This is a genomic window from Latilactobacillus curvatus JCM 1096 = DSM 20019 (assembly GCF_004101845.1).
GTDB classification, from domain to species: Bacteria; Bacillota; Bacilli; order Lactobacillales; family Lactobacillaceae; genus Latilactobacillus; species Latilactobacillus curvatus.
The window spans coordinates 882918-902961 of sequence record NZ_CP026116.1 but is presented as its reverse complement, the minus strand read 5'-3'; the positions used below and the strand labels follow the sequence as shown (position 1 = coordinate 902961).

The following is a 20044-nucleotide window of genomic DNA, read 5'->3' as shown; positions in this document are numbered from 1 at the left end:
TTTGATTGACCGCTTTTTTTGTGCGTTAAGCATGGTATGATAAGGGTGCAACGAATCGTAGCGGTCGGTTTTAAGAGATGCTTTGGATTGTTGCTAGTATAAATGTGTCATTCTCGCTACGGTAAGTCTTGGAGGTGGTTAGATGTTAATTGGTCAACAATTAAAACAATTTCGTTTGGATGCGGGCTACTCTCAACAGACACTCGCAGAGCAGATTAATGTGTCACGACAAGTCATTTCTAAATGGGAGACGGATAAAAGTGCACCAGACTTGAATACATTGGTTGTTCTTGCCAAATTGTATAATGTAAGTTTGAATACTTTGCTCGGGGTTGAAACGGTCACTAAACCGAATTCATTCTTTGGGCGGTTGCGGCAACATTGGCATTTGGCAGAAAGCGAAAATACAAAACCGCTGTCCGATTTAGGACGGATTATGCAACAACCCGAACAACACTATGTGGATTTAGCACAACAGTTCAGTGCCACTTTGACGGATGTAACTGTTACTAGTGATGGCCAAACAATGCCAGCGAATTGGCGGCAAGCACGGAGTCCTTATTTAATTGTATTAGAACCGCGCCAAATTTGTTTAAAGCAGACAGATGTTTTAAAAGTCATGCCCGCAAAAGTTGTTAAGCAACTTGCGACAACGGAAATTCGAACAATTCATTATGCGGTCATGCAGACTGCTGGACCATCAACCATTGGCGGGTTACAAGGTATCGGGCACGCTTATCGGGCCATCGTGACGGTTGATACAAAGCAATCCGTAGCACCATACTATATTACCAACCAGGATTTTCTTCAGTTGGCAAAAGTTCTGAAAGCTTATGCACAACAGGAACACGTTCAATTTGATGATCAGATGGCTTTGCTGCCTTATTTTATGACGCATGACACAACTGACTGCTTTAATTATTTAGAGGTACATTACAGCGAATTAGCGGAAAAAGTTGGGGTTCCAGCAGAAAGCGCAGGACAGGCGGTTTATCGATGGTAGATGAAACAGCAAAAAACAACTTTGAAACGGCGACAGATGGGGTTCAGGCTTATCACAATTATTTTGGCACGCCAACGCACGATGATCGTATTTGGTTTGAACTCTTAACAGTTGGGGTCTTCCAAGTGGGGTTGAGCTGGAAAGTAGCTGCAAGTAAAATACCAGTTCTGCGACAACAAATGGTGGGGATGGTGATTGATCAAGTCGCACAATTTGATGAAATGGATGTTGAACGCCTGCAAAAAGAACCAGATATGATTCGTAATACGCGTAAGATTCGGGCAACGATTCAAAATGCGCGGGCAATTCAAGCCATCCAAACTGAATATGGCAGTTTTTCAGCGTATTTGTGGGCGTTTGTTGATGGTCAGCCGCAATTGCTTGATTCACAAATGGCTGGCGTGTCCGATAAATCAGCGCCGATCAGTACGCAACTTGCGAAAGAGTTAAAGAAGCGCCAGTTTAAATTTGTTGGACCGGTGGTAACGCATTTGTTTATGCTTGCAGGTGGTTTGATTCAAATCATCGATGAAGACTAATGCCTAAAAGGTAAACCAAATTGGTTTACCTTTTTTTGTTGGCTGATGTTAGAAAATCTGACATCAAATGTTGACCGTTTGAAAGGCGACTGGTAAGATAAAACGCAAGTGAGGTGAAATGGATGGCTGAAAAACACTTAAGGCGCAACTTAGCAGTTTTACCAATTGGTACGGTAATGAAATTGACGGGACAAACTGCGCGTCAAATTCGTTATTATGAAGCACAGGCGCTTGTTTTTCCTGAACGGACAACGGGCCATCAACGGTTGTTTTCGTTGAACGATGTTGATCGTTTGTTGGAAATCAAGGATTACCTAGCTGAAGGCACCACGATGGCACAGATTCGCCAGATTTATCAGAAGAAGGCGGATCGGCAGCGTGATAAACAATTATCAGACGAAAAAGCGCGGCGGTTATTGGCCAATGAATTATTATCGGTCGGCGGCTTAGTTGGACAACAGTCAACCATTTCACAATCATCTAAATTATATTAAGGGGCGACGGATTAATGGCACGTAAAGTATTGACAGCAGAAGCAATCAAGCAATTAGTGGATCAAGAAAACGTTAAGTTCTTACGTTTAATGTTTACGGATATCAACGGGATTATCAAGAATGTGGAAGTACCAATTAGTCAATTAGATAAAGTTTTAAGTAACAAAATGATGTTTGACGGTTCTTCAATCGACGGTTTTGTCCGGATTGAAGAAAGTGATATGTATTTGCGGCCTGATTTAAGTACATGGCTCATTTTCCCATGGGAAGCGGAACATGGAAAAGTCGCGCGGTTAATCTGTTCTGTCTATACCGCAGATGGAGAACCATTCTTAGGCGATCCACGGAATAATTTGAAGAAATTAGTGCGCGAAATGCAAGATAAAGGGTTCAAAGACTTTAACATTGGACCGGAACCAGAATTTTTCCTCTTTAAATTAGATGAATACGGCAAACCAACGTTGAAACTCAACGACCAAGGCGGCTACTTTGATTTTGCCCCCGTTGATTTAGGCGAAAACTGTCGGCGTGATATTGTTTTGGAACTTGAAAAGATGGGCTTTGAAGTTGAAGCCAGTCATCACGAAGTCGCACCCGGACAACACGAAATCGATTTTAAATACGCTGATGCAGTCGATGCAGCGGATAACATCCAAACCTTTAAATTAGTCGTTAAAACAATCGCTCGGAAACATGGATTACATGCAACCTTCATGCCAAAACCATTACACGGTGTCAACGGCTCTGGGATGCACATTAATATGTCACTCTTTAATCAAGATGGTACGAATGCCTTCTACGATGAAAAAGGTACAGAACAACTTTCAAAAACGGCTTATCATTTCTTAGCTGGCTTATTGCAACACGCACGCGCCATCACGGCAATCAACAACCCAACAGTTAACTCTTACAAACGATTAGTCCCTGGTTTTGAGGCACCGGTTTATGTTGCATGGTCTGGTCATAACCGGTCACCATTGATTCGGGTCCCACAATCACGCGGGTTATCAACGCGTCTCGAACTACGGAGTGTTGATCCAAGTGCCAATCCTTATTTAGCAATCGGGTCGATTTTGGCAGCCGGTTTATCTGGCTTAGATCAAGGGCTCTTGCCTGATGCTGGTGTGGATCGCAACATCTATAGCATGGACGAAACAGAACGGAAGGAAAATCACATCACTGACCTACCATCCACATTGCACAATGCATTGAAGGAACTAGCCAAGGATGAGATTATCAAAGATTCAATGGGGCCTTATCTCTACCAGAGCTTCATGGATTCTAAATCATTGGAATGGGCAGCTTATCGTCAACAAGTTTCCGAATGGGAACGCGAACAATATTTGGAACTCTATTAGTCGCAATTTACGCCATGTTTTTGTACAATTAAACTTTAGAAATAGAAAGTTGGCAGAGTATGAAAACATTGGTGATTATCAGCCATCCCGAAATTGAGACGTCGATGGTCCAAAACTTTTTAAAAGCGAGTGCAGCACCACTGGAAGCCATCACTTGGCACCACTTAGATGCGCTTGAGACGTTAGATGTGGCTGCTGAACAAGCATTGTTACGCAACCATGAGCGGATTATTTTTCAATTTCCGCTCTATTGGTATGCTGCTCCAGCGAGCTTAAAAATGTGGTTGGACACCGTTTTAACGGGGCAATTTGCCTTTAATGGCCGCCAACCATTAGCCGGGAAAACACTCGGGGTTGTCGTTTCAACTGGTACGGCGGCTAAACATTTTCAAGCTGGCGGCAGTGAACAAGCAACGCTGTCTGAAATTTTGCGCCCATATGAATTGGTGGCTCGTAAGCTAGGGATGACCTATTTACCACCACTTGCGATTCATCAATTGGGTTATTGGCAAGAAACTGATAAACAATGCTTGGTCATCGATTATCAACGGTATTTGACGCAATCCGAGTTCAATTTTGATCAGCAATTAGCGTGGTTTGAAGCGATGCTGACTAAAAAGGCTGCTGAAGCCACATCGCCTGAAGCGCAACAACGTTTAATGCTTTTAAGCGAACAATTCGCCGACAAACGATCGGAATTAACCGATTTGAATTGGCAAGTCCAACTGATTCGCGAAGAAGAGGGGGAAGGCTAATGGATTGGTTAACAGAACAAATTCAACTACAAAAAGAACAAGCCACAACGTATGAAGAGCAAGCTTTTTATACGGCGCTTCAACAAACGAGTGATGAACTAGCATTACGGATTGAACAACGCCAAGGTGAACTTGATGGGCGAATCTGGAATGCAACGAATTGGTAAACTAATACAAAATAAAAAACGCCGCGACGAAAGTCGGGGCGTTTTTTGTGTAATTCGATTAATAGCGTTTGATTAATGTATCGAAAGCATCAACGATTGCTTGGAAGAAACCAAGTGTATCTGGGTTTGTGATTTCTTGATTGTCATCTAATAAGTTCATGACATTGCCGATATAAGCTTCTGGTTGTTGAACCGTTGGCATGTTCAAGAAAACAAGTGATTGACGTAAGTGGTGGTTAGCACCGAAACCACTGATTGCACCAGGTGAAACGCTGACGATTTCAGCTGGTTTGTTATCCCAGATGCTTGCACCATAAGGACGTGAACCAACGTCTAAAGCATTTTTCAATACGGCTGGTACTGAACGGTTGTATTCTGGTGTGACGAATAAAACGGCGTCCATTGTCTTCATTTTATTTCTGAAAGTTGTGTAAGCTTCTGGTACTTGATCTAAATCATCATAATCTTGGTTGTACAATGGTAAGTCACCAATTTCAACAATTTCTAGATTATAATCTGATGGGAATAATGGCATCAATGATTTAGCAACTGATTTGCTAAATGAATCTTTCCGTAAACTACCAATTAAAACTGCGATATTTTTTGTCATAGTGAAACCTCCAATTGTTTTACTTATTATTAGTAAGTAACTTTAGTATAGCACGTTCCCCTGAAAAGGCAACCACTTTTACTTACTAATTTAAGCATAGCGAATTGGTGAAGCTTTTAGCAAACAATATGGTCGGCCATTGATTGGCATTGGCAAGCTATAAATCGTATAATAGCAGTAAGTAGAACAAAGATGGGAAATGAATAATGGAAATTAAATGGCACGTCAATCAACCACAATCTGTTAAACAATTCTTGCTAGCAAGTGGCATCAGTCAACGATTGTACGCCAAAATTAAGGCGTTAGGCCAACCGATTCTAGTAAACGGGCAAAAAAGTGCGCCTAGTGATCAGGTACAATGCGGCGATGTGGTCACATTGCAGTTACCAGCTGAACCGGCCGATGAATCAGTTGCTGTTAGTCACGAACCAATCACTATTTGTTATGAGAACGAGTATTGGTTGGCGGTCAATAAACCAGCTGGCTTGGCAACGATTCCGGGTCCCACTAATCAAACGGATACTTTGTTGAATCGCATTAAGGGTTACTGGCAAGCGCAGGGTGCAACAGATTTAGTACCGCATATCATTACGCGCTTGGATTTTGATACAAGTGGAATTGTTTTAGTCGGCAAACACCAAATTGCACAAAGTCTATTGCAACCGCAGATTGAACAGCATCAATTACAAAAATTCTATTTAGCAGTTGTTTCAGGAACGGGTTTACCAGCATCAGGGGATATTCGTGAACCGATTGGACAAATCGACCATCAACCGCGGCGTGCGGTGTTGGCGGATGGTCAGTCAGCTTGGACGAGTTATTGGCGCTTGGGTGCATCGGGTCAGTTGACGGCGGTTAAAGTTCAGATTCATACTGGGCGGACGCATCAGATTCGGGTTCACTTCAGCGCGTTAGGCTATCCATTGGTGGGTGATCAGCTCTATGATGGGCCGCTTGATTTAGGGATAACGCGACAAGCATTGCACGCGTATCGACTGCAATTTCAAGATCCATTCAGTCAACAATCAATCTCGATTACAGCACCGATTGCAGCCGATATCCAAGCGATTCTACCTACAGAACGATTACCAATTGATTGATTCAAAGGAAGATGACAAATGAAAAAATGGCAATGGTTACTAATTTGTATCTTGTGTTTCGGCATTGGTGGGGTTATCGGTCATGTAGCGACTGGTCCAACAACGGTGCCATCGATTATTCAGCCAACTTCGGCCACCGCAAACCAGCCCGTTATTTTCGTACCGGGGAGTAATGGAACAGTTGAAGGGTTTAATGGCACCTTTGCTAAATTGAACCGTCAAGCCACACGCCATGTTTTAAAAGTAACGGTATTAAAAAATGGTCACTTGAAAACCAGTGGTCGCTTTGATCAAAAAACACAACACCCCGTGATTGTGGTTGCGTTTGAAAACAATGCAGATGGTGATGAGAACGTCTTTAAACAATCCGAATGGTTTAAATTGGCAGCAGGTAAATTAGCTAAACAATACCACTTTACGCATTTTGGTGGGGTTGGTTATTCCAACGGTGGGCTTGTATTAACGCGGTATGCTGAGCGTAGTGGAAGTGGACCGAAGATTACACGATTACTGACGTTGGGAACGCCATATAATGGCATGTCGGAGCACATCACTCAGGAAACACCGATGTTAGCTGATTTAAAGAGCCGCCGGCAACATTTATCCAAAGACTTAGTGGTCTATTCAGTCGGCGGCACAATTAACGATAAGAATGATGGGATTGTCCCAGCAGCGAGTGTTGCGGCTGGTCGGCTCATTTTTCAAAAGCAAGTTGCTGATTATATGACAATTTCGGTGAGCCAGCACCATGCAGCCCATACTGAATTGCCGGATAATCCAACCGTCATTTCACTGATTCAACAATTGATGTTTAAATAAAAAAAGGTGTGTCGCAGCAAGTTGAGCTGTGACACACCTTTTTAATACTATTGATCGATTGTTTTCAAGAGATTCCGCGTGATGAGCATTCCCATGATGAAGATTAAAATTTCTGTTAATGGGACACTCACCCAAACACCGGTTAATCCGAAAAGGCTAGAAAGAACCAAGACGCTCGCAATCAAAACGATGTAGCCCCGCATGATGGCCACGAAAAATGACAATCGAGGTTGCGCAATGGCGGTCATGAATAAGTTATTGACGATGTTCATGCTTGAGAAGAAAAAACTAATGAAAATCAAGGGAATGCCAGCAGACGCGTAGCGAATCAGTTGTTGGTTGTGTTCATGGTTAAAAATTTCGATGATCGGTAATTTAAGACCAATCAAAACGAGATATAATCCTACCGCAATCCCGAGTGCGGAAAGCAAACCGATTTTGAGACTCGTTTTGACATTATCCCAATGATGTTTCCCAAATTCGCGACTAACGATTGGCTGAACCCCGACTGCAACACCGTTGAATAGGGATAGACCAACTAGTAAGATGTTGGCGATAATGCCGTAAGCGGCGATGGCATAGTTATTACTGAGATGGAGAATAACAATGTTAAAGACGAAAATGCTGACCCCAGTACTCATTTCAGTTAAGAAAGATGGGAAACCGAGTTGAATTGTTTTGAACGTCGGTTTAAAACGTAAGGTTAAGTGCTGCAAAGTTAGTAACCGTTGTGGGTGATGCCGGTGTTGTGTCAAAATGAGTAGGCTGACGATTGGCGAACAAATCGTGGCCATCGCAGCACCCATCATGCCCATGTGTAGGGGGAACATTAAGAGGTAATCGAAGATAATGACGAATAAGCTTTGTGAAAGTGTCGCAATCATTGTCAAATGTGGATTACTATCGTTACGTACGAAACTTAAGACTAAGTTATTGATGATAAATAAGGGACTGCCAATTAAAATAATTCGTAAATAGGTCAAGCTTGGGGCGAGCGTTTCATGATTGGCACCTAGTAAGTGGAGTAGTGGGTGAATAAAAATTAAGCCGAGCGCCATGATGATGAGGCCTAATAAAATCCCAAAAGAAAGAACTTGAGTGAAAATCGAGCGACTCTTTTCGGGATGCTTGCTCTTGTTAATTGAGAAAATCGTGGCGCCCCCAATCCCGAGCATCAGACCTAAACCGTTAAATAAGTTAAAAATGGGCAGATCAATATTCAAAGCGGCCAAGCCAATTGGTCCGACTGCGTAAGCGATAAAATATGTGTCCGCTAAAATATAGATGGATAAGCCTAACGAGCTGAAAACGTCACGGATGATGTAGCCCGTTAATTCTTTTTTGATATGTGGTGAGTTTTCCAAAATAACACTCCTATTCGATTGGTAGTGGGGTCGCCATTAATAACGCAATAAATGATTGGATTGGTGCTGGTAAATTCTTCCGGGCGACAAGGTAGAATTGGCGTTGATATTGTTGGGACAATGGTCGATAGGGAATTTCTGGGTAATCAAGTAAGGCTGCGCTAGAAACTAATGATTGGCCGATACCCTGTCTTAATAGTTGGATAATCATCGCATTGCTTTTGATGGTCATCACGTTTTCGAGTGGTAAATTATTTTCTTTGACGTAATTCATCGTGTAGTGATAGACGCCAGAACCCTGTTCACGAAGTAACCAAGGTTCATTCGGGCGACCTGCTAGGACCAGTTGATCGGTCTGTAGTGGCGTCCGAATCAAGTCTTTTTCGGTTAATGGTTTTTCAATGAAACCAAAGTCTAGTTTGTGCTGCGTCAATTCTTGAACAATCTGCGATGAGTTGAGTGTACTGATATCTAAGGCGAGTGTTTCAAGGGCTGGCCGATGCGCTTTAAGCAGGGTTGGCAATAAGTAGGTTGCAGTGGTGTGCGAGGCGCCAATTCGGCACGGTGTTTTTGGCTGGCCATCTTGATGATGGAGTGCGTGCAAATCTTGGTCCCATAAATCAAGAAGTTGTTGTGCTTGTTGGTAGAAGAGATCAGCACTCTTAGTCGGCGTCATCTGCTGGCGCCCATTGCGTTCAAATAGTGTGACCCCCAGCGCATCTTCCAATTGTTTAATTTGCACAGAAACGGTCGGCTGCGATAGAAAAAGCAGTTGCGCAGCCGTTGTAAAATTCTTGGTTTCATAAACGGTTTTAAAAGTTGTTAAAATTTTAAACATATCATCACTTCTATTCGTTATCTTAATAACAACTATTATAAAGATTTATTTTATTAATTGAAAGAGTTTCGGTATAGTTTAAGATAACAAGTGAGAAGGAGTAAAGCAATGGACAATATAACAAAAAAAATACCTGGCTTTGCGTTATCGTTAGCGATTGCGATTGCCAGTTATTACATCGCTAAATTATGGTTACCAATGTTAGGCGGCGCAACGATTGCGCTTTTTGTCGGCATCGTACTTGGCAATACTTGGTTGCAACAACCGGTATTAGCAGCCGGAACTAAGTTTTCCGAGAAAAAATTATTGGAATATTCAGTCATGTTACTGGGTGCGACAATTACATTCCAAAGTATTCAACAAATCGGCTGGCATGGTGTGCTGTTTACCGTGTTACAAATGAGTTGTACGATTGGATTTGCCATCTGGTTTGGCCGCCGGTTGCAATTTAGCGAAGGTACCTATTTATTGATGGCCGGTGGGAATGCCGTTTGTGGCTCGAGTGCGATTGGGGCAATTGCGCCCGTCATCGATGCCGATAACGAAGATACCGGCATTGCGATTACATTGGTAAATCTAATGGGGACCATCTTGATGTTACTCTTGCCAGTTATTGGAACGTTGATGTGGGGACATAATAATGAACTCCGTGGCGTGTTAATTGGTGGAACAGTGCAGTCAGTTGGTCAAGTGGTTGCCAGTGCGACGATGATTAACCAAGGAACGGTTGTCACAGCGACCTTATTCAAAATTTTACGGATCATCTGTTTGGTTTTTGTTGTCAGCGGTTTTGGTTACTTACATCAAAAGAAACAAAGTAAAGTCAGTGATACAAAACTGAGCGAACAATTATTAGCGAAGAAGAGTAGCTTAGTGCCATGGTACGTGATTGGCTTCCTATTATTCTGCGTCTTAAATAGCTTACGGGTTTTTCCAAGCCAATTTGGTACACTGTGCCATTTCTTGAGTACATGGTGTGAAACAACGGCGTTAGCAGCCATTGGGTTACGCTTGAACTTAAAGGCACTCTTCAGCCAAGGTAAACGTTTATTAGCATATGCCGGCGGATTAGTGACCGTACAGGTAGTCCTCGCGATTTTATTAATTACACTATTATTCTAGGGCGTGTCAGCAGCTAGGATGTTTCTAGGAATATTGAATTATTAAAAAATCTGCCATCAACAATTTTGTTGATGGCAGATTTTTTTGTTATTAAGCTTGGTAAGTGCCGACTTGAACGGCTTGTTTTAAAGTGGCTGGTGTGTGATGTGACTTGGCGAAAAATTCGCTTAAATCACGTCCGGCTGTTAAACCTTTAAAATGTTTGCCGCCTTGCCAAGGGGCGATTGCGGAAAGGTCATAAACGACGCCATCAACGGCAACGTATGCGGGTTGACCATCTTGACCGTTATATTGAGCGAGTGTTTCTTTTGTAAAGACTTTATCTGTCATGATTAAAAATCTCCTTCGAATTGTGAATGGGTTACCAATAATATAGCGCTAGATGCAGAAGTTGGCAACGATTAAGTTGTGCACTTTGAAAATGAATAATGTTGAGGCTAGCGAATTAGAGAATTATTCGTGACCTTAAATACTGTTCTTCAAATAATAATTTGTTAAAATAATCATAATTGGGGGGGATGAAAATGGACAATAAAAAAGACTGGTTGATGCGACAAGTTGATTCTTTTGCGGAAGGAATGGGTTATTTGTTATCGAAACAAAGTGGTAATTCACAGTCGGAGGTTGCCTTTCCGCAAGAAAATGCTAAAAAATTGCCTTTTCAAAAGGAATTGACAAGTTTAATTGCTGCCAACGATACTAGAGGGGCCGCCCAACGATTATTAAAATTACAATACGCAATGCCTGAAGAACAATTTCTACAGTTAGGTACATGGTTGTTATTAGAAATGAAGCAGGACAGTTTTCCTAATCCTTTAACCCGTGAAGCGCTGACAGACGTTTTAAATAAGATTAATTAAATAATTGAACGAAAAAACCACCCTAATAAATAATAGGGTGGTTTTATTTAATATTGATGGACCCGACCAGATTCGAACTGGCGACCTCCTACATGCGAAGCAGGCGCTCTCCCAACTGAGCTACGGGCCCAAACGCTTACAAAAATATTTTAGCACTTTTAGCTAAAATAGCAAGGCGAATTAGTGACGGGCAGATGTTCTGAGGTTATTTGCTTTTTTGCCACCTTTAATCGTGCGGGTTTTGAAGTGGGCTTGTTGGCTATCAGGAACGAACTTGAAGTGTTGCATTTTCCCGGCATATGGTTGGCCACTGAGGCGAATCTTCAACCAATCTTGCATGGCTTCAATCATTCCAGTCAGTTTTTCGGCTTGTTCAGAATTTGCTTGTTTTTGGACTTCGGTTGTAACATCGTTAGTGAGATAAGCCAATAATTTTTGATGATAGGCAATTAGTTCTTCTGTGAGTGGCGCTTGGTTATATTGATTGAAAAGTTTTTGAACAAAACGCATTGCATCTTTAGCGTTTTGTGGTTGGTACAAGCGATCTTGATCAGACATAGAATTTCCCTCTTTCTTCAGAGTAGTATAACGAATAATAGTGCTCGTCACAACCGTGTGCTTTGGTATAATAGAGAAATACTAGTTTTTCGGAGGTCAGCAATGTTTAAACGTAAAAGTGATTGGTTCTTAGTGGCTGCACTGGTGATGATGGCGATCTTATTTTACAGTTCTTCAATGACGTATCATGAACAAACATCGGTGCCCACTTTGGAACGATTTCTCAAGAATGAACCACTTAAGGCTTGGTTAAGTCAATTTTCGTTCCATTATGCAGGCAGTGAACAGAGTGTAAAAGCATCTGGGTATTTCAAATTTGTGGAGTTTTTCGTGCGAAAAGGCGCCCATTTTGGGACGTATTTCTTATTGGCGGCTTTTGGTTATTTAGGGCTACGGCCACGCGTAGCCGGTGGTTTTTTAGCAGTTATCTTTAGTTGGCTGGCAGCAACCGGGTATGCGGCCACGGACGAATTTCACCAAATGTTGACTGGTGATCGGACGCCACTTTTTCAAGATGTGATGTTGGACAGTGTTGGCGCATTAACGGGGATTGTGATTGTTTGCGCACTACAGTGGATTTTTACACAAAAAAAGAGACGATAGCCCGACTATCATTGCTTTTAGCATGGTAATTTGCTATCATAGAAAACGACTTAGTACCAGAATTCTATAATCGAAAAGAGGAGTTAGATATGTCAGGACATTCAAAATGGCATAATATTCAGGGTCGTAAAAACGCACAAGATGCAAAACGCGGCAAGATTTTCCAAAAACTATCCCGTGAGCTTTTCATGGCTGCGAGAAGTGGCGGTCCTGACCCAAGTTCTAACGCCGCATTACGTTTAATTATGGATAAAGCACGTTCAGCTAACATGCCTAAAGATAATATCAAACGGGCAATTGATAAAGCTGACGGTAGCGATGGCGCGAACTACGATGAAATTACTTATGAAGGCTATGCACCAGGTGGTGTTGCCGTTTTAGTACACGCTTTAACTGACAATAAGAACCGGACAAGTTCAGACGTTCGTGTTGCATTTACTCGTAATGGCGGGACAATGGGTGCTTCTGGCTCAGTTGCTTACATGTTTGATCGTCGTGGTTATATTGCGATTGCACGTGAAGGATTAGATGTTGATGAAGATCAAATGTTTGAAGACATTCTAGAAGCTGGCGCGGATGATTTACAAACTGAAGAAGACGTGTTTGAAATTTACACAGATCCTAAGGAATTAGCAAATGTCCGTGATATTCTTGAAAAGAAATACACATTGGCAAATGCTGAATTAACAATGATTCCACAAAATACAACACCGGTTGATCCTGAAAAAGCAGAACAATTCCAACGTTTAATTGATGCTTTGGAAGACAACGATGATGTTCAAGAAGTTTATACAGCTGGCGAACTACCAGAAGAAGACTAATTTGTTTGATAAGTGCGTTGCAAGTAATTGCAACGCACTTTTTTTGTGCAGAAAATTATCCGGTTATTTGCGTATCTTTGGTTAGTCAGGAAGGAGGGACGAGATGACCGAAGTATTAACAACCCTTTTGCAAAAGTGCGCAACGGAAAAAGCGCAGGATCTTTATTTTCGACCACTATCGACGGGTTGGGCAATTATTGAACGCTTAGCGACAGGACTAAAGCCGTTACAAAAAGTTACTCTGTCAGAAGGCAATCAATGGCTCAATCAAATGAAGTATCAAGCGGGGATGGATATCAGTGAAACTCGGCGTCCACAGACCGGCCGTTCAGCGATCGAGGTGGCAGGCGAATTGATTTATTTACGGTTGGCAACCGTGGGGGATTTTTTGAATCGGGAAAGTTTAGTTGTTCGTTTCATTTATCCCATTGGGCAGACTTATCATTGCGACGACTCGCAGATTTTAAGTCGTTTAATGCAGTTAATTCAGCAACCAGGATTATTGCTATTTGCCGGTCCAACTGGTTCAGGGAAGACAACAAGTTTGTACTATCTTGCGGAACAAGTCATGCAAGATAAGATGGTGGTTGCGATTGAAGATCCGATAGAGATTCAACAGCCAGCTTTCTTACAGTTACAGGTGAATGAAGCCGCAGGGTTAACCTATGCAGCATTGTTGAAAATCAGTTTGCGATTACGGCCTGATACCTTAATTATTGGTGAGATTCGCGACTTACAGACGGCCCAACACGCGGTTTCTGCGGCGTTGAGCGGTCACTTGGTACTAAGTACGATTCACGCGCGAAGTACAACGGGGGTGATGGACCGTCTATTAGATCTTGGAATTAGCCACTCACAATTAACCGCTTGTTTAGCGGGTGTTGCCTATCAATCACTAGTGGTCGACGGCCACAATGTAGCGGCCCACTATGAGTTAGCAACTGCACAACAATTGGAGGAGGCTGTTCATGAAGACTAAAACCACTGTTCAATTCAATACTGAATTTATGTTGCTGTTAGGGCGCTTACTGCAAAATGGTTTTTCTTTACAACAAGCGCTTGAGTTCATGCCGATTGTTTTTCCGACACAAAAGCAGTGGCTGCATCAGGTGCAAACTGGGTTAGAAGCAGGAAAACGACTAGCACCAAGCTTAGCGGCGGTTTCGTTTCCAACACACCTTGTTGCACAGATTGAATTGACTGAGTTGCAGGGAAACTTAGGCGAGTGTTTGTTACATCTTGGCCAATTACAGCGAATTCAACAGAAACGGCGTAGAGAGTTAGTTGGCGTAATTGCCTATCCCTGTTTTCTACTCCTTTTTCTCGGGGCGTTGATTGGGATGATGCAGATTTATCTTTTTCCGGAAATCGCGCAGTTTAACCCAACAACTTCGGCGACATCACCATTACAACTATTTTTTAGAGTGATGGGGACATTCGTTATTATGGTTGGTGGTCTGATTAGTGTGTATTTATTCCGTTGGCATCGGCGACCGCTATTACAACGATTGGCGGCGGCATTTAGATGGCCGTTCATCGGTAAAACGTTGCAGGCTTACTATCAGTATTGCTTATTATTTGATTTAGCGACTTGCCTGAATAACGGCTTAAACTTGGCCGAAATGCATCAGCTTACACATCGTTTGGCGAAAACATCGTGGCTTGTACAATTAATGCAACAACTTGAAACGGCTGTCCAAAAGGGGGGCACGCTATTAGCGAACTTAGCGGATGGCGTTTTTTATCCACCTGAGCTGCAATTAGTGCTCGCTAAGGGAAGTCCGTTACAACAGATGGCCAAGGAGGTTGATCTGCTTGCAGTCATTAAATACGATGAACTGCAACGGCAATTGAAACAGAAGGTGAATTGGCTACAACCGCTCTTGTTTATCCTAATTGGGATCATCATTATTTGTACCTATCTCAGTATTTTATTACCGCTATATCATACAATGGAGGGAATTTCATGAAGAAGAAAAGAAATGCATTTACATTGATCGAAATGGTCGTTGTGCTAGCTGTGATAGCAATGTTAGTCTTGTTAATTGCACCTAATTTAATGCATCAGAAAGAGACAGCTGAGCAAAAAACGGATACGGCTCTAGTGGCAACGATTCAAACACAAGTTGAATTAGCTGAGGATGACGGTAAAACGGTGTCGAGTCTAGCCGATTTAGCATCAGGTGAAAAATATTTAACCAATAATCAGGTTAAACAAGCTGAAAAACGCGGCATAACAATTAAGGATAATAAAGTTGTTCAAAATACAAAATAAGGCGTTCACTTTAATCGAGAGCTGTCTTGTTTTGTTCATTGTTGGAGTAGTCAGTTTATTTGCGTTGCAACATATTCGAGATTATCGTGCACGGCAGGCGGAGCGTTTATTTTTTGAACAATTTGAAGCGTCTTGGCATGCGACTCGTGAATATGTCGCTGTTGAGCCGCATAATGTGCACTTATCTTGGGATCAAACCAACCACACGTTGCATTACACAAGTGCGGATCCACAATACCAAAGTATGGATATCCCGATTCCAGAAACATTGATGTGCGTCGATCCAGAAACATGGTTTAGGATTCAATTTAATCATGACTCAGCTGCTAGACCGCGGTCATTGATTTGTCGGTCTAAAATTGATGGGCACCGTTATGAATATCGGGTCCAGATGATGTGGGGGATGTTACATGTTAAGAAGTAGACCGGCATTTCTATTAATAGAACAAATCGTGGCGTTAAGTCTTCTCCTGATGGGAGGCTTGACCTTGACAATGAGTCTACGGCAGTTTAAAGCACATCAAGTTCAACGGCGGTGTGCTGCTACAGAATATGCTGTAATGGCAATGGCTGCCAATCGATTGGCAAATGAGCAGCCGCCACAAGCACAATGGCAGTTGCAACGGGAAACATACCAAGTCGTCACCAAAAAACAGGCCATTTATGTCACAAATAAAGCGGGTGAGCGAGTTGCACTTCAATGGTATTGTTACTAAACGCTCTGGATTTACACTGATTGAAATGGTTATAGCTCTCGTTATTCTGATATTGAGCAGTCAATTAATATTGGCAACCACTAAAACACTAACGCACACAACGCAATTAACCCAGATGGAACGTCAGAATATTAATTGGCACATTAGTATGATTGAACTTGATCGTTTTCTGGATGACGCTCAATTTATTTCAATTGAACAGGCGAATTATGAACAGCAATTAACCGTCGCTAAAGATTCGAAACGACGCTATACCTTAACGAAAACTAAGAAGGAACTGGTGGTTTCGAGTACGAAGAATGGTTATATGCCTCTGTTTGATGGGGTCTCGCGGTTAAAAATGGTGTATCATGAACCTTTTTTAGAACTCGAAGCGCGCTTAAGCGATGGGACAGCCTATCAACATGAATGTTTTTTGGAGGCGCAACATGACACGAAAAATACAGATTAAACGCTCTGCAGTCGCGCTCTTGAATGCAGTTTTGATGTTGAGCTTGGTGACAAGTGCGTTGTTGATTGTGACCCACAGTTACCAACAGCAACAACAGAGTTACGTCAGTTTGACTAACTATTACCAAACGCAAATCTTGCTTAAATTAACAAATAAAGCGCGGCAAACTCAGTCAATTCAAGGTATAAAGACTAACATCGGTAAGAGTCGTATCGACCAGCAACACAAGTTAATCATCATTGAGTTAAACAATGGTTATCGAAAACAGTTTCCAGATCAGAATGAAACAGATCAAGGATAAATTTTCTATTTGATAAAGCGCTTACTATGATTTATAATTCTAGGTATACCCACCTGTATTACTTGCTTTGCCGTTAGAATACCGATAGAATATAACAGGAATCTAATGAATAGAGGTGGCTATTTTGCCTAAGAGTGCTGTAGAAACGTTGTTTGATCAACTCGATCAAACAACACAATTAATTGAAAAGAATTTAGAAACAACCTATTTGGATGCACTCACCGAGACCATTGCTAATATTGCAGATGGTGGCCGCGTAAAGGTTGAAGACGGCTTACCAGATGCTGCCACTGTTGCACAACTAGAACCGCTTTATGCGGCGGTTAATCTCAACCAATTTGAAGCAGAAGAAATTCGCCAAGCATTACAGTTGGCAACGCTCAAGGGTTTGCGTCAAGTTAAAGTGGAACCAAACAAGCAAATGACACCAGATGCGATCGGCTATCTTGTAGCTTATTTGGCAGAGGTTTTTGGTGGTGCTGACCAAATCAAGACAATTTTGGACCCAGTTGTTGGAACGGGGAACTTATTGGCAACCGTAATCAATCATATCCAAAAACTAACGGGGAATACCGTGCAAGGTTTTGGGGTTGATAATGATGATAGTTTGTTGGAAATTGCGGGCATCAGTAGTGAATTGCAGAAGCATTCAACAACCTTTTTCCATCAGGATGCGATTGAACCGCTACTGGTTAAACCAGTTGATATCGCCGTTGCGGATCTACCAATTGGTTTTTATCCATTAGATGAACGGGCGGCTGATTTTGAAACCCACGCTGCCAGTGGTCATTCATATGCACATCACTTGTTGATTGAACAAACGATGCATTATGTGAAAGAAGGCGGCTATGGCTTTTTCCTAGTACCAAATGTGATTTTGGAAACGGATGAAGCTAAGCAACTGATTAAATGGGTGACAAAACATGTCTATTTGCAAGGCTTATTGAGTTTACCAGCAAACTTGTTTAAGACTAAGGAAGGTCAAAAAGCAATTTTAGTCCTTCAAAAACAAGGTGCCGGGGCTAAACAAGTGGACCAAATTTTATTAGGTGAATTTCCAAATTCTAACGATCAAAAGGCGTTTGCAACGTATCTACAGAAGATCCGGACTTGGCATAAAGATAATTTACAATAATCGAATAGAAAAGGTGATTAGATGTCAAAAGTATTAGCAATTAACGCTGGTAGTTCTACCCTTAAATGGAAGTTATTTATCATGCCTGAAGAACAAGTTGTCGCACAAGGGATGGTTGATCGTTTAGGATTATCCGATTCAGTCTTTACCGTTAAATACGGGGATGGTCAAAAATTCTCAATGACCCAGGATATTAAGACGCAAGATGTTGCGGTTGATTTGTTATTGAAGAAGTTAATCGAATTTAAAATCATCAATGAATATAGTGAAATTAGTGGGATTGGTCATCGGGTCGTTGCCGGTGGGGAAGACTTTAAGTCATCCGCATTAATTGATGAAGCGTCATTAAAACGGATTGAAGAATTGTCAGAATACGCACCATTACACAATCCTGCTGAAGCAGGTGTTATCCGTGCTTTCCGCAAGATTTTACATGATGTACCACAGGTTGCTGTTTTTGATACATCTTTCCATACAACGATGCCTGAAGAAAATTATCTTTACAGTTTGCCGTTGGAATATTATCACAAGTATGGAGCACGAAAATACGGTGCCCACGGGACTAGTCATCGGTATGTTTCCCACCGTGCTGCTGAAATGTTAGGCAAACCATTGGAAGAATTAAAGATGATTACCATGCATCTTGGTAGTGGTGTTTCAGTGACTGCTATTAAAGACGGTAAATCGTTGGATACATCCATGGGCTTTACACCACTTGCAGGGGTGACAATGAGTACGCGTTCAGGGGACATTGACGCATCACTCGTTGCATTTTTAATGGAAAAATTAAACATTAAAGATCCAGCAGAAATGATCGATATTTTGAATACTAAATCAGGTATTTATGGGATTTCTGGATTATCTCCTGATATGCGCGATCTTGAAAAAACGCGTGAAGAACGTCCAGAATCACAATTGGCAATTGATATCTTCGTCAATCGTTTAATCAAGTATGTTGGTTCATACGTTGCCATTATGGGTGGTCTTGATGTCCTAGTGATTACAGCCGGAATGGGTGAAGGTGACATCTTAATGCGCCAACGCATCGCCGATCGCTTGAGTTTCTTTGGCGTTAAAGTTGATCCAGAACGCAATAACGTGATGGCTCAAGAACGCGTCATCAGCGCTGACGATTCTCGCGTTAAAGTATTATTAGTACCAACTAATGAAGAAGTAATGATTGCCAGAGACGTTGTTGAAATTGGCCACGTCTAAGGCATCAGTGAAAATGACCAGCGCATGGCTGGTCATTTTTTAGTGGAGGGAATGGGAATATGACAGGTTTTACATTATTTTATGGCTTATTGGCAATTGCCTTGCTCATTATCTGGCTGATTGTTGAAACGAAAATGGTTTGGCGCGCAAAACGGAATCGACTATGGACGATTTTTTTATGTTGTGCTGGAATCCTCTTACTAGGTTTAACGTTAGTGATGGGCAGAACGCTCAGCGATCAAATCACAGGTATCGGCTCTGTTGTAATTTTAATTGTGATTGCTTTTTGGCCTCGTGGTTTAACCAAAACAAGTTTGATTGCAAACTTAAATACTATTCATCAATTTGCAGCGATTTCTAAGATTGAATTACTAACACAAGGTGACTTAGTCGAAGCTTGTTTTTATGTCGGTGAAATTCGGATTGCCAAGTTGCGCTTTAAAACGACGGTAGAAAAATTACAAACCTTTTTAAAAGACCGGTTTCCTAAGAAACGCTTAGTGGTGAAATAGGGTTAAAGTCTTTCATATTACTGGCTGATATGCTAAACTAGTATTTGCATATCGGGGCCGTTACGGATTCGACATGTGTAGGTGAGCGTGAGTTGCACTTCGTAGGTTACGTCTACGTTAACAACGTTACAGTTAATTATAACTGCAAACAATAACAATTCTTACGCTGTAGCTGCCTAAACACCAGCATAGCGTGATCCGCCTGACTTCACCCAAGGGTTAGATCCGGGTCTCAAATTAATTGGGTTACGTTAAACGCTGCCGTTTGAGGTGTTTAAAAGAGATTTGCAAACTAGCTAGTTCATCCGAGCTTCTGTCGGACGGCGTTTTGGACTAGCGAACTCCTAAATCGTTCGACTATGAGTGTAGAGATTGACGTGGCAATGCGCATGGACGCGGGTTCAACCCCCGCCGGCTCCATTAGATAA

Annotated in this window: 27 protein-coding genes, 1 tRNA gene, 1 other RNA gene and 1 pseudogene; 24 read left to right on the top strand and 6 right to left on the bottom strand. The window is 42.0% G+C overall.

Annotated features, from left to right (window positions below; translation table 11 throughout):
- The first annotated feature begins 142 nt into the window (after positions 1–142).
- From LCU_RS04785 to LCU_RS09960, 6 genes are all read left to right on the top strand, one after another.
- Complete coding sequence (locus LCU_RS04785) at positions 143–1003, top strand: helix-turn-helix domain-containing protein (protein WP_054644040.1); 861 nt, start codon at positions 143–145, stop codon at positions 1001–1003.
- Positions 997–1542, top strand: coding sequence for a DNA-3-methyladenine glycosylase I (locus LCU_RS04780; protein WP_056965881.1), 546 nt, complete (start codon positions 997–999; stop codon positions 1540–1542). Before LCU_RS04785 ends, LCU_RS04780 begins: the two co-directional genes overlap by 7 nt.
- A 122-nt stretch (positions 1543–1664) precedes the next feature.
- The gene (locus tag LCU_RS04775; RefSeq protein ID WP_004265234.1) at positions 1665–2036 is read left to right on the top strand and encodes a MerR family transcriptional regulator; all 372 of its coding nucleotides are present in this window, start codon (positions 1665–1667) and stop codon (positions 2034–2036) included.
- A gap of 14 nt (positions 2037–2050) precedes the next feature.
- A complete protein-coding gene (gene glnA, locus LCU_RS04770) occupies positions 2051–3394 on the top strand; it encodes a type I glutamate--ammonia ligase (RefSeq protein WP_054644038.1) in 1344 nt (447 codons plus the stop codon).
- 59 nt (positions 3395–3453) lie between these two features.
- Positions 3454–4149: an NAD(P)H-dependent oxidoreductase gene (locus tag LCU_RS04765; RefSeq protein WP_039098816.1), complete on the top strand. Its 696-nt coding sequence runs from the start codon at positions 3454–3456 to the stop codon at positions 4147–4149.
- Positions 4149–4316 carry a hypothetical protein gene (locus LCU_RS09960; protein ID WP_004265345.1) on the top strand — a complete coding sequence of 56 codons (168 nt, stop codon included), beginning with the start codon at positions 4149–4151 and terminating at the stop codon, positions 4314–4316. The genes LCU_RS04765 and LCU_RS09960 overlap by 1 nt, the downstream gene beginning before the upstream one ends.
- 58 nt (positions 4317–4374) lie before the next feature.
- On the opposite strand, the gene LCU_RS04760 is transcribed toward LCU_RS09960, so the two are convergent.
- Entirely contained in the window at positions 4375–4926 is a 552-nt protein-coding gene (locus tag LCU_RS04760) for an NADPH-dependent FMN reductase (protein ID WP_004265197.1), read from the bottom strand.
- 206 nt (positions 4927–5132) lie between these two features.
- Here LCU_RS04760 and LCU_RS04755 point away from each other — a divergent pair, with 206 nt between their 5' ends.
- Both LCU_RS04755 and LCU_RS04750 read left to right on the top strand, forming a co-directional pair.
- On the top strand, positions 5133–6026 hold the full coding sequence (locus tag LCU_RS04755) for an RluA family pseudouridine synthase (protein WP_004265292.1): 894 nt from the start codon (positions 5133–5135) through the stop codon (positions 6024–6026).
- Positions 6027–6044: 18 nt separating this feature from the next.
- Entirely contained in the window at positions 6045–6845 is an 801-nt protein-coding gene (locus tag LCU_RS04750; RefSeq protein ID WP_004265186.1) for an alpha/beta hydrolase, read from the top strand.
- Between the two features lie 47 nt (positions 6846–6892).
- On the opposite strand, the gene LCU_RS04745 is transcribed toward LCU_RS04750, so the two are convergent.
- The gene (locus LCU_RS04745) at positions 6893–8209 is read right to left on the bottom strand and encodes an MATE family efflux transporter (RefSeq protein WP_056965883.1); all 1317 of its coding nucleotides are present in this window, start codon (positions 8207–8209) and stop codon (positions 6893–6895) included.
- A 10-nt stretch (positions 8210–8219) separates the two neighbouring features.
- Positions 8220–9047 carry a LysR family transcriptional regulator gene (locus tag LCU_RS04740; protein ID WP_054644033.1) on the bottom strand — a complete coding sequence of 276 codons (828 nt, stop codon included), beginning with the start codon at positions 9045–9047 and terminating at the stop codon, positions 8220–8222.
- Positions 9048–9155: 108 nt separating this feature from the next.
- Here LCU_RS04740 and LCU_RS04735 point away from each other — a divergent pair, with 108 nt between their 5' ends.
- Complete coding sequence (locus tag LCU_RS04735) at positions 9156–10169, top strand: YeiH family protein (protein ID WP_004265264.1); 1014 nt, start codon at positions 9156–9158, stop codon at positions 10167–10169.
- A 90-nt stretch (positions 10170–10259) separates the two neighbouring features.
- Here the strand turns inward: LCU_RS04735 and LCU_RS04730 are convergent, their stop codons facing one another.
- Positions 10260–10499 (bottom strand): cytochrome b5 domain-containing protein, encoded by a 240-nt coding sequence (locus tag LCU_RS04730; protein ID WP_004270892.1) that lies wholly within the window; start codon positions 10497–10499, stop codon positions 10260–10262.
- A 194-nt stretch (positions 10500–10693) separates the two neighbouring features.
- Here LCU_RS04730 and LCU_RS04725 point away from each other — a divergent pair, with 194 nt between their 5' ends.
- Entirely contained in the window at positions 10694–11029 is a 336-nt protein-coding gene (locus LCU_RS04725; protein WP_056965886.1) for a hypothetical protein, read from the top strand.
- 57 nt (positions 11030–11086) lie between these two features.
- Here the strand turns inward: LCU_RS04725 and LCU_RS04720 are convergent.
- A tRNA-Ala gene (locus LCU_RS04720) sits at positions 11087–11159 on the bottom strand.
- Positions 11160–11209: 50 nt separating this feature from the next.
- A complete protein-coding gene (locus tag LCU_RS04715; RefSeq protein WP_056965888.1) occupies positions 11210–11587 on the bottom strand; it encodes a hypothetical protein in 378 nt (125 codons plus the stop codon).
- A gap of 102 nt (positions 11588–11689) precedes the next feature.
- Here LCU_RS04715 and LCU_RS04710 point away from each other — a divergent pair, with 102 nt between their 5' ends.
- The 14 genes and pseudogenes from LCU_RS04710 to ssrA all read left to right on the top strand — a co-directional run bounded on the left by LCU_RS04710 (position 11690) and on the right by ssrA (position 20039).
- Positions 11690–12190, top strand: a complete 501-nt coding sequence (locus LCU_RS04710) for a VanZ family protein (RefSeq protein ID WP_056965890.1) — start codon at positions 11690–11692, stop codon at positions 12188–12190.
- Between the two features lie 89 nt (positions 12191–12279).
- Positions 12280–13011 carry a YebC/PmpR family DNA-binding transcriptional regulator gene (locus tag LCU_RS04705; RefSeq protein WP_004270897.1) on the top strand — a complete coding sequence of 244 codons (732 nt, stop codon included), beginning with the start codon at positions 12280–12282 and terminating at the stop codon, positions 13009–13011.
- Between the two features lie 103 nt (positions 13012–13114).
- On the top strand, positions 13115–13990 hold the full coding sequence (gene comGA, locus LCU_RS04700) for a competence type IV pilus ATPase ComGA (RefSeq protein WP_039099523.1): 876 nt from the start codon (positions 13115–13117) through the stop codon (positions 13988–13990).
- The gene (locus tag LCU_RS04695; RefSeq protein ID WP_056965892.1) at positions 13980–14981 is read left to right on the top strand and encodes a type II secretion system F family protein; all 1002 of its coding nucleotides are present in this window, start codon (positions 13980–13982) and stop codon (positions 14979–14981) included. The genes comGA and LCU_RS04695 overlap by 11 nt, the downstream gene beginning before the upstream one ends.
- Positions 14978–15286 (top strand): competence type IV pilus major pilin ComGC, encoded by a 309-nt coding sequence (locus tag LCU_RS04690; protein WP_004270901.1) that lies wholly within the window; start codon positions 14978–14980, stop codon positions 15284–15286. Before LCU_RS04695 ends, LCU_RS04690 begins: the two co-directional genes overlap by 4 nt.
- Before the next feature lie 31 nt (positions 15287–15317).
- Positions 15318–15710, top strand: coding sequence for a hypothetical protein (locus tag LCU_RS04685; RefSeq protein WP_004270899.1), 393 nt, complete (start codon positions 15318–15320; stop codon positions 15708–15710).
- On the top strand, positions 15697–16002 hold the full coding sequence (locus LCU_RS09955; protein WP_056965894.1) for a hypothetical protein: 306 nt from the start codon (positions 15697–15699) through the stop codon (positions 16000–16002). Before LCU_RS04685 ends, LCU_RS09955 begins: the two co-directional genes overlap by 14 nt.
- Positions 15968–16051: pseudogene (locus LCU_RS10235) on the top strand (type II secretion system protein); the annotation flags it as partial. The gene LCU_RS09955 and the pseudogene LCU_RS10235, both read left to right, overlap by 35 nt.
- Before the next feature lie 21 nt (positions 16052–16072).
- Positions 16073–16453: a ComGF family competence protein gene (locus tag LCU_RS04680; RefSeq protein WP_004270914.1), complete on the top strand. Its 381-nt coding sequence runs from the start codon at positions 16073–16075 to the stop codon at positions 16451–16453.
- Entirely contained in the window at positions 16431–16754 is a 324-nt protein-coding gene (locus tag LCU_RS04675; protein WP_039099486.1) for a hypothetical protein, read from the top strand. The genes LCU_RS04680 and LCU_RS04675 overlap by 23 nt, the downstream gene beginning before the upstream one ends.
- Before the next feature lie 124 nt (positions 16755–16878).
- Positions 16879–17889 carry a class I SAM-dependent methyltransferase gene (locus LCU_RS04670; protein WP_054644024.1) on the top strand — a complete coding sequence of 337 codons (1011 nt, stop codon included), beginning with the start codon at positions 16879–16881 and terminating at the stop codon, positions 17887–17889.
- 21 nt (positions 17890–17910) lie between these two features.
- Complete coding sequence (locus LCU_RS04665) at positions 17911–19104, top strand: acetate/propionate family kinase (protein WP_004270911.1); 1194 nt, start codon at positions 17911–17913, stop codon at positions 19102–19104.
- Between the two features lie 59 nt (positions 19105–19163).
- Entirely contained in the window at positions 19164–19616 is a 453-nt protein-coding gene (locus LCU_RS04660) for a hypothetical protein (protein WP_056967146.1), read from the top strand.
- Positions 19617–19669: 53 nt separating this feature from the next.
- Positions 19670–20039, top strand: a transfer-messenger RNA (tmRNA) gene (ssrA, locus tag LCU_RS04655).
- Positions 20040–20044: the final 5 nt, after the last annotated feature.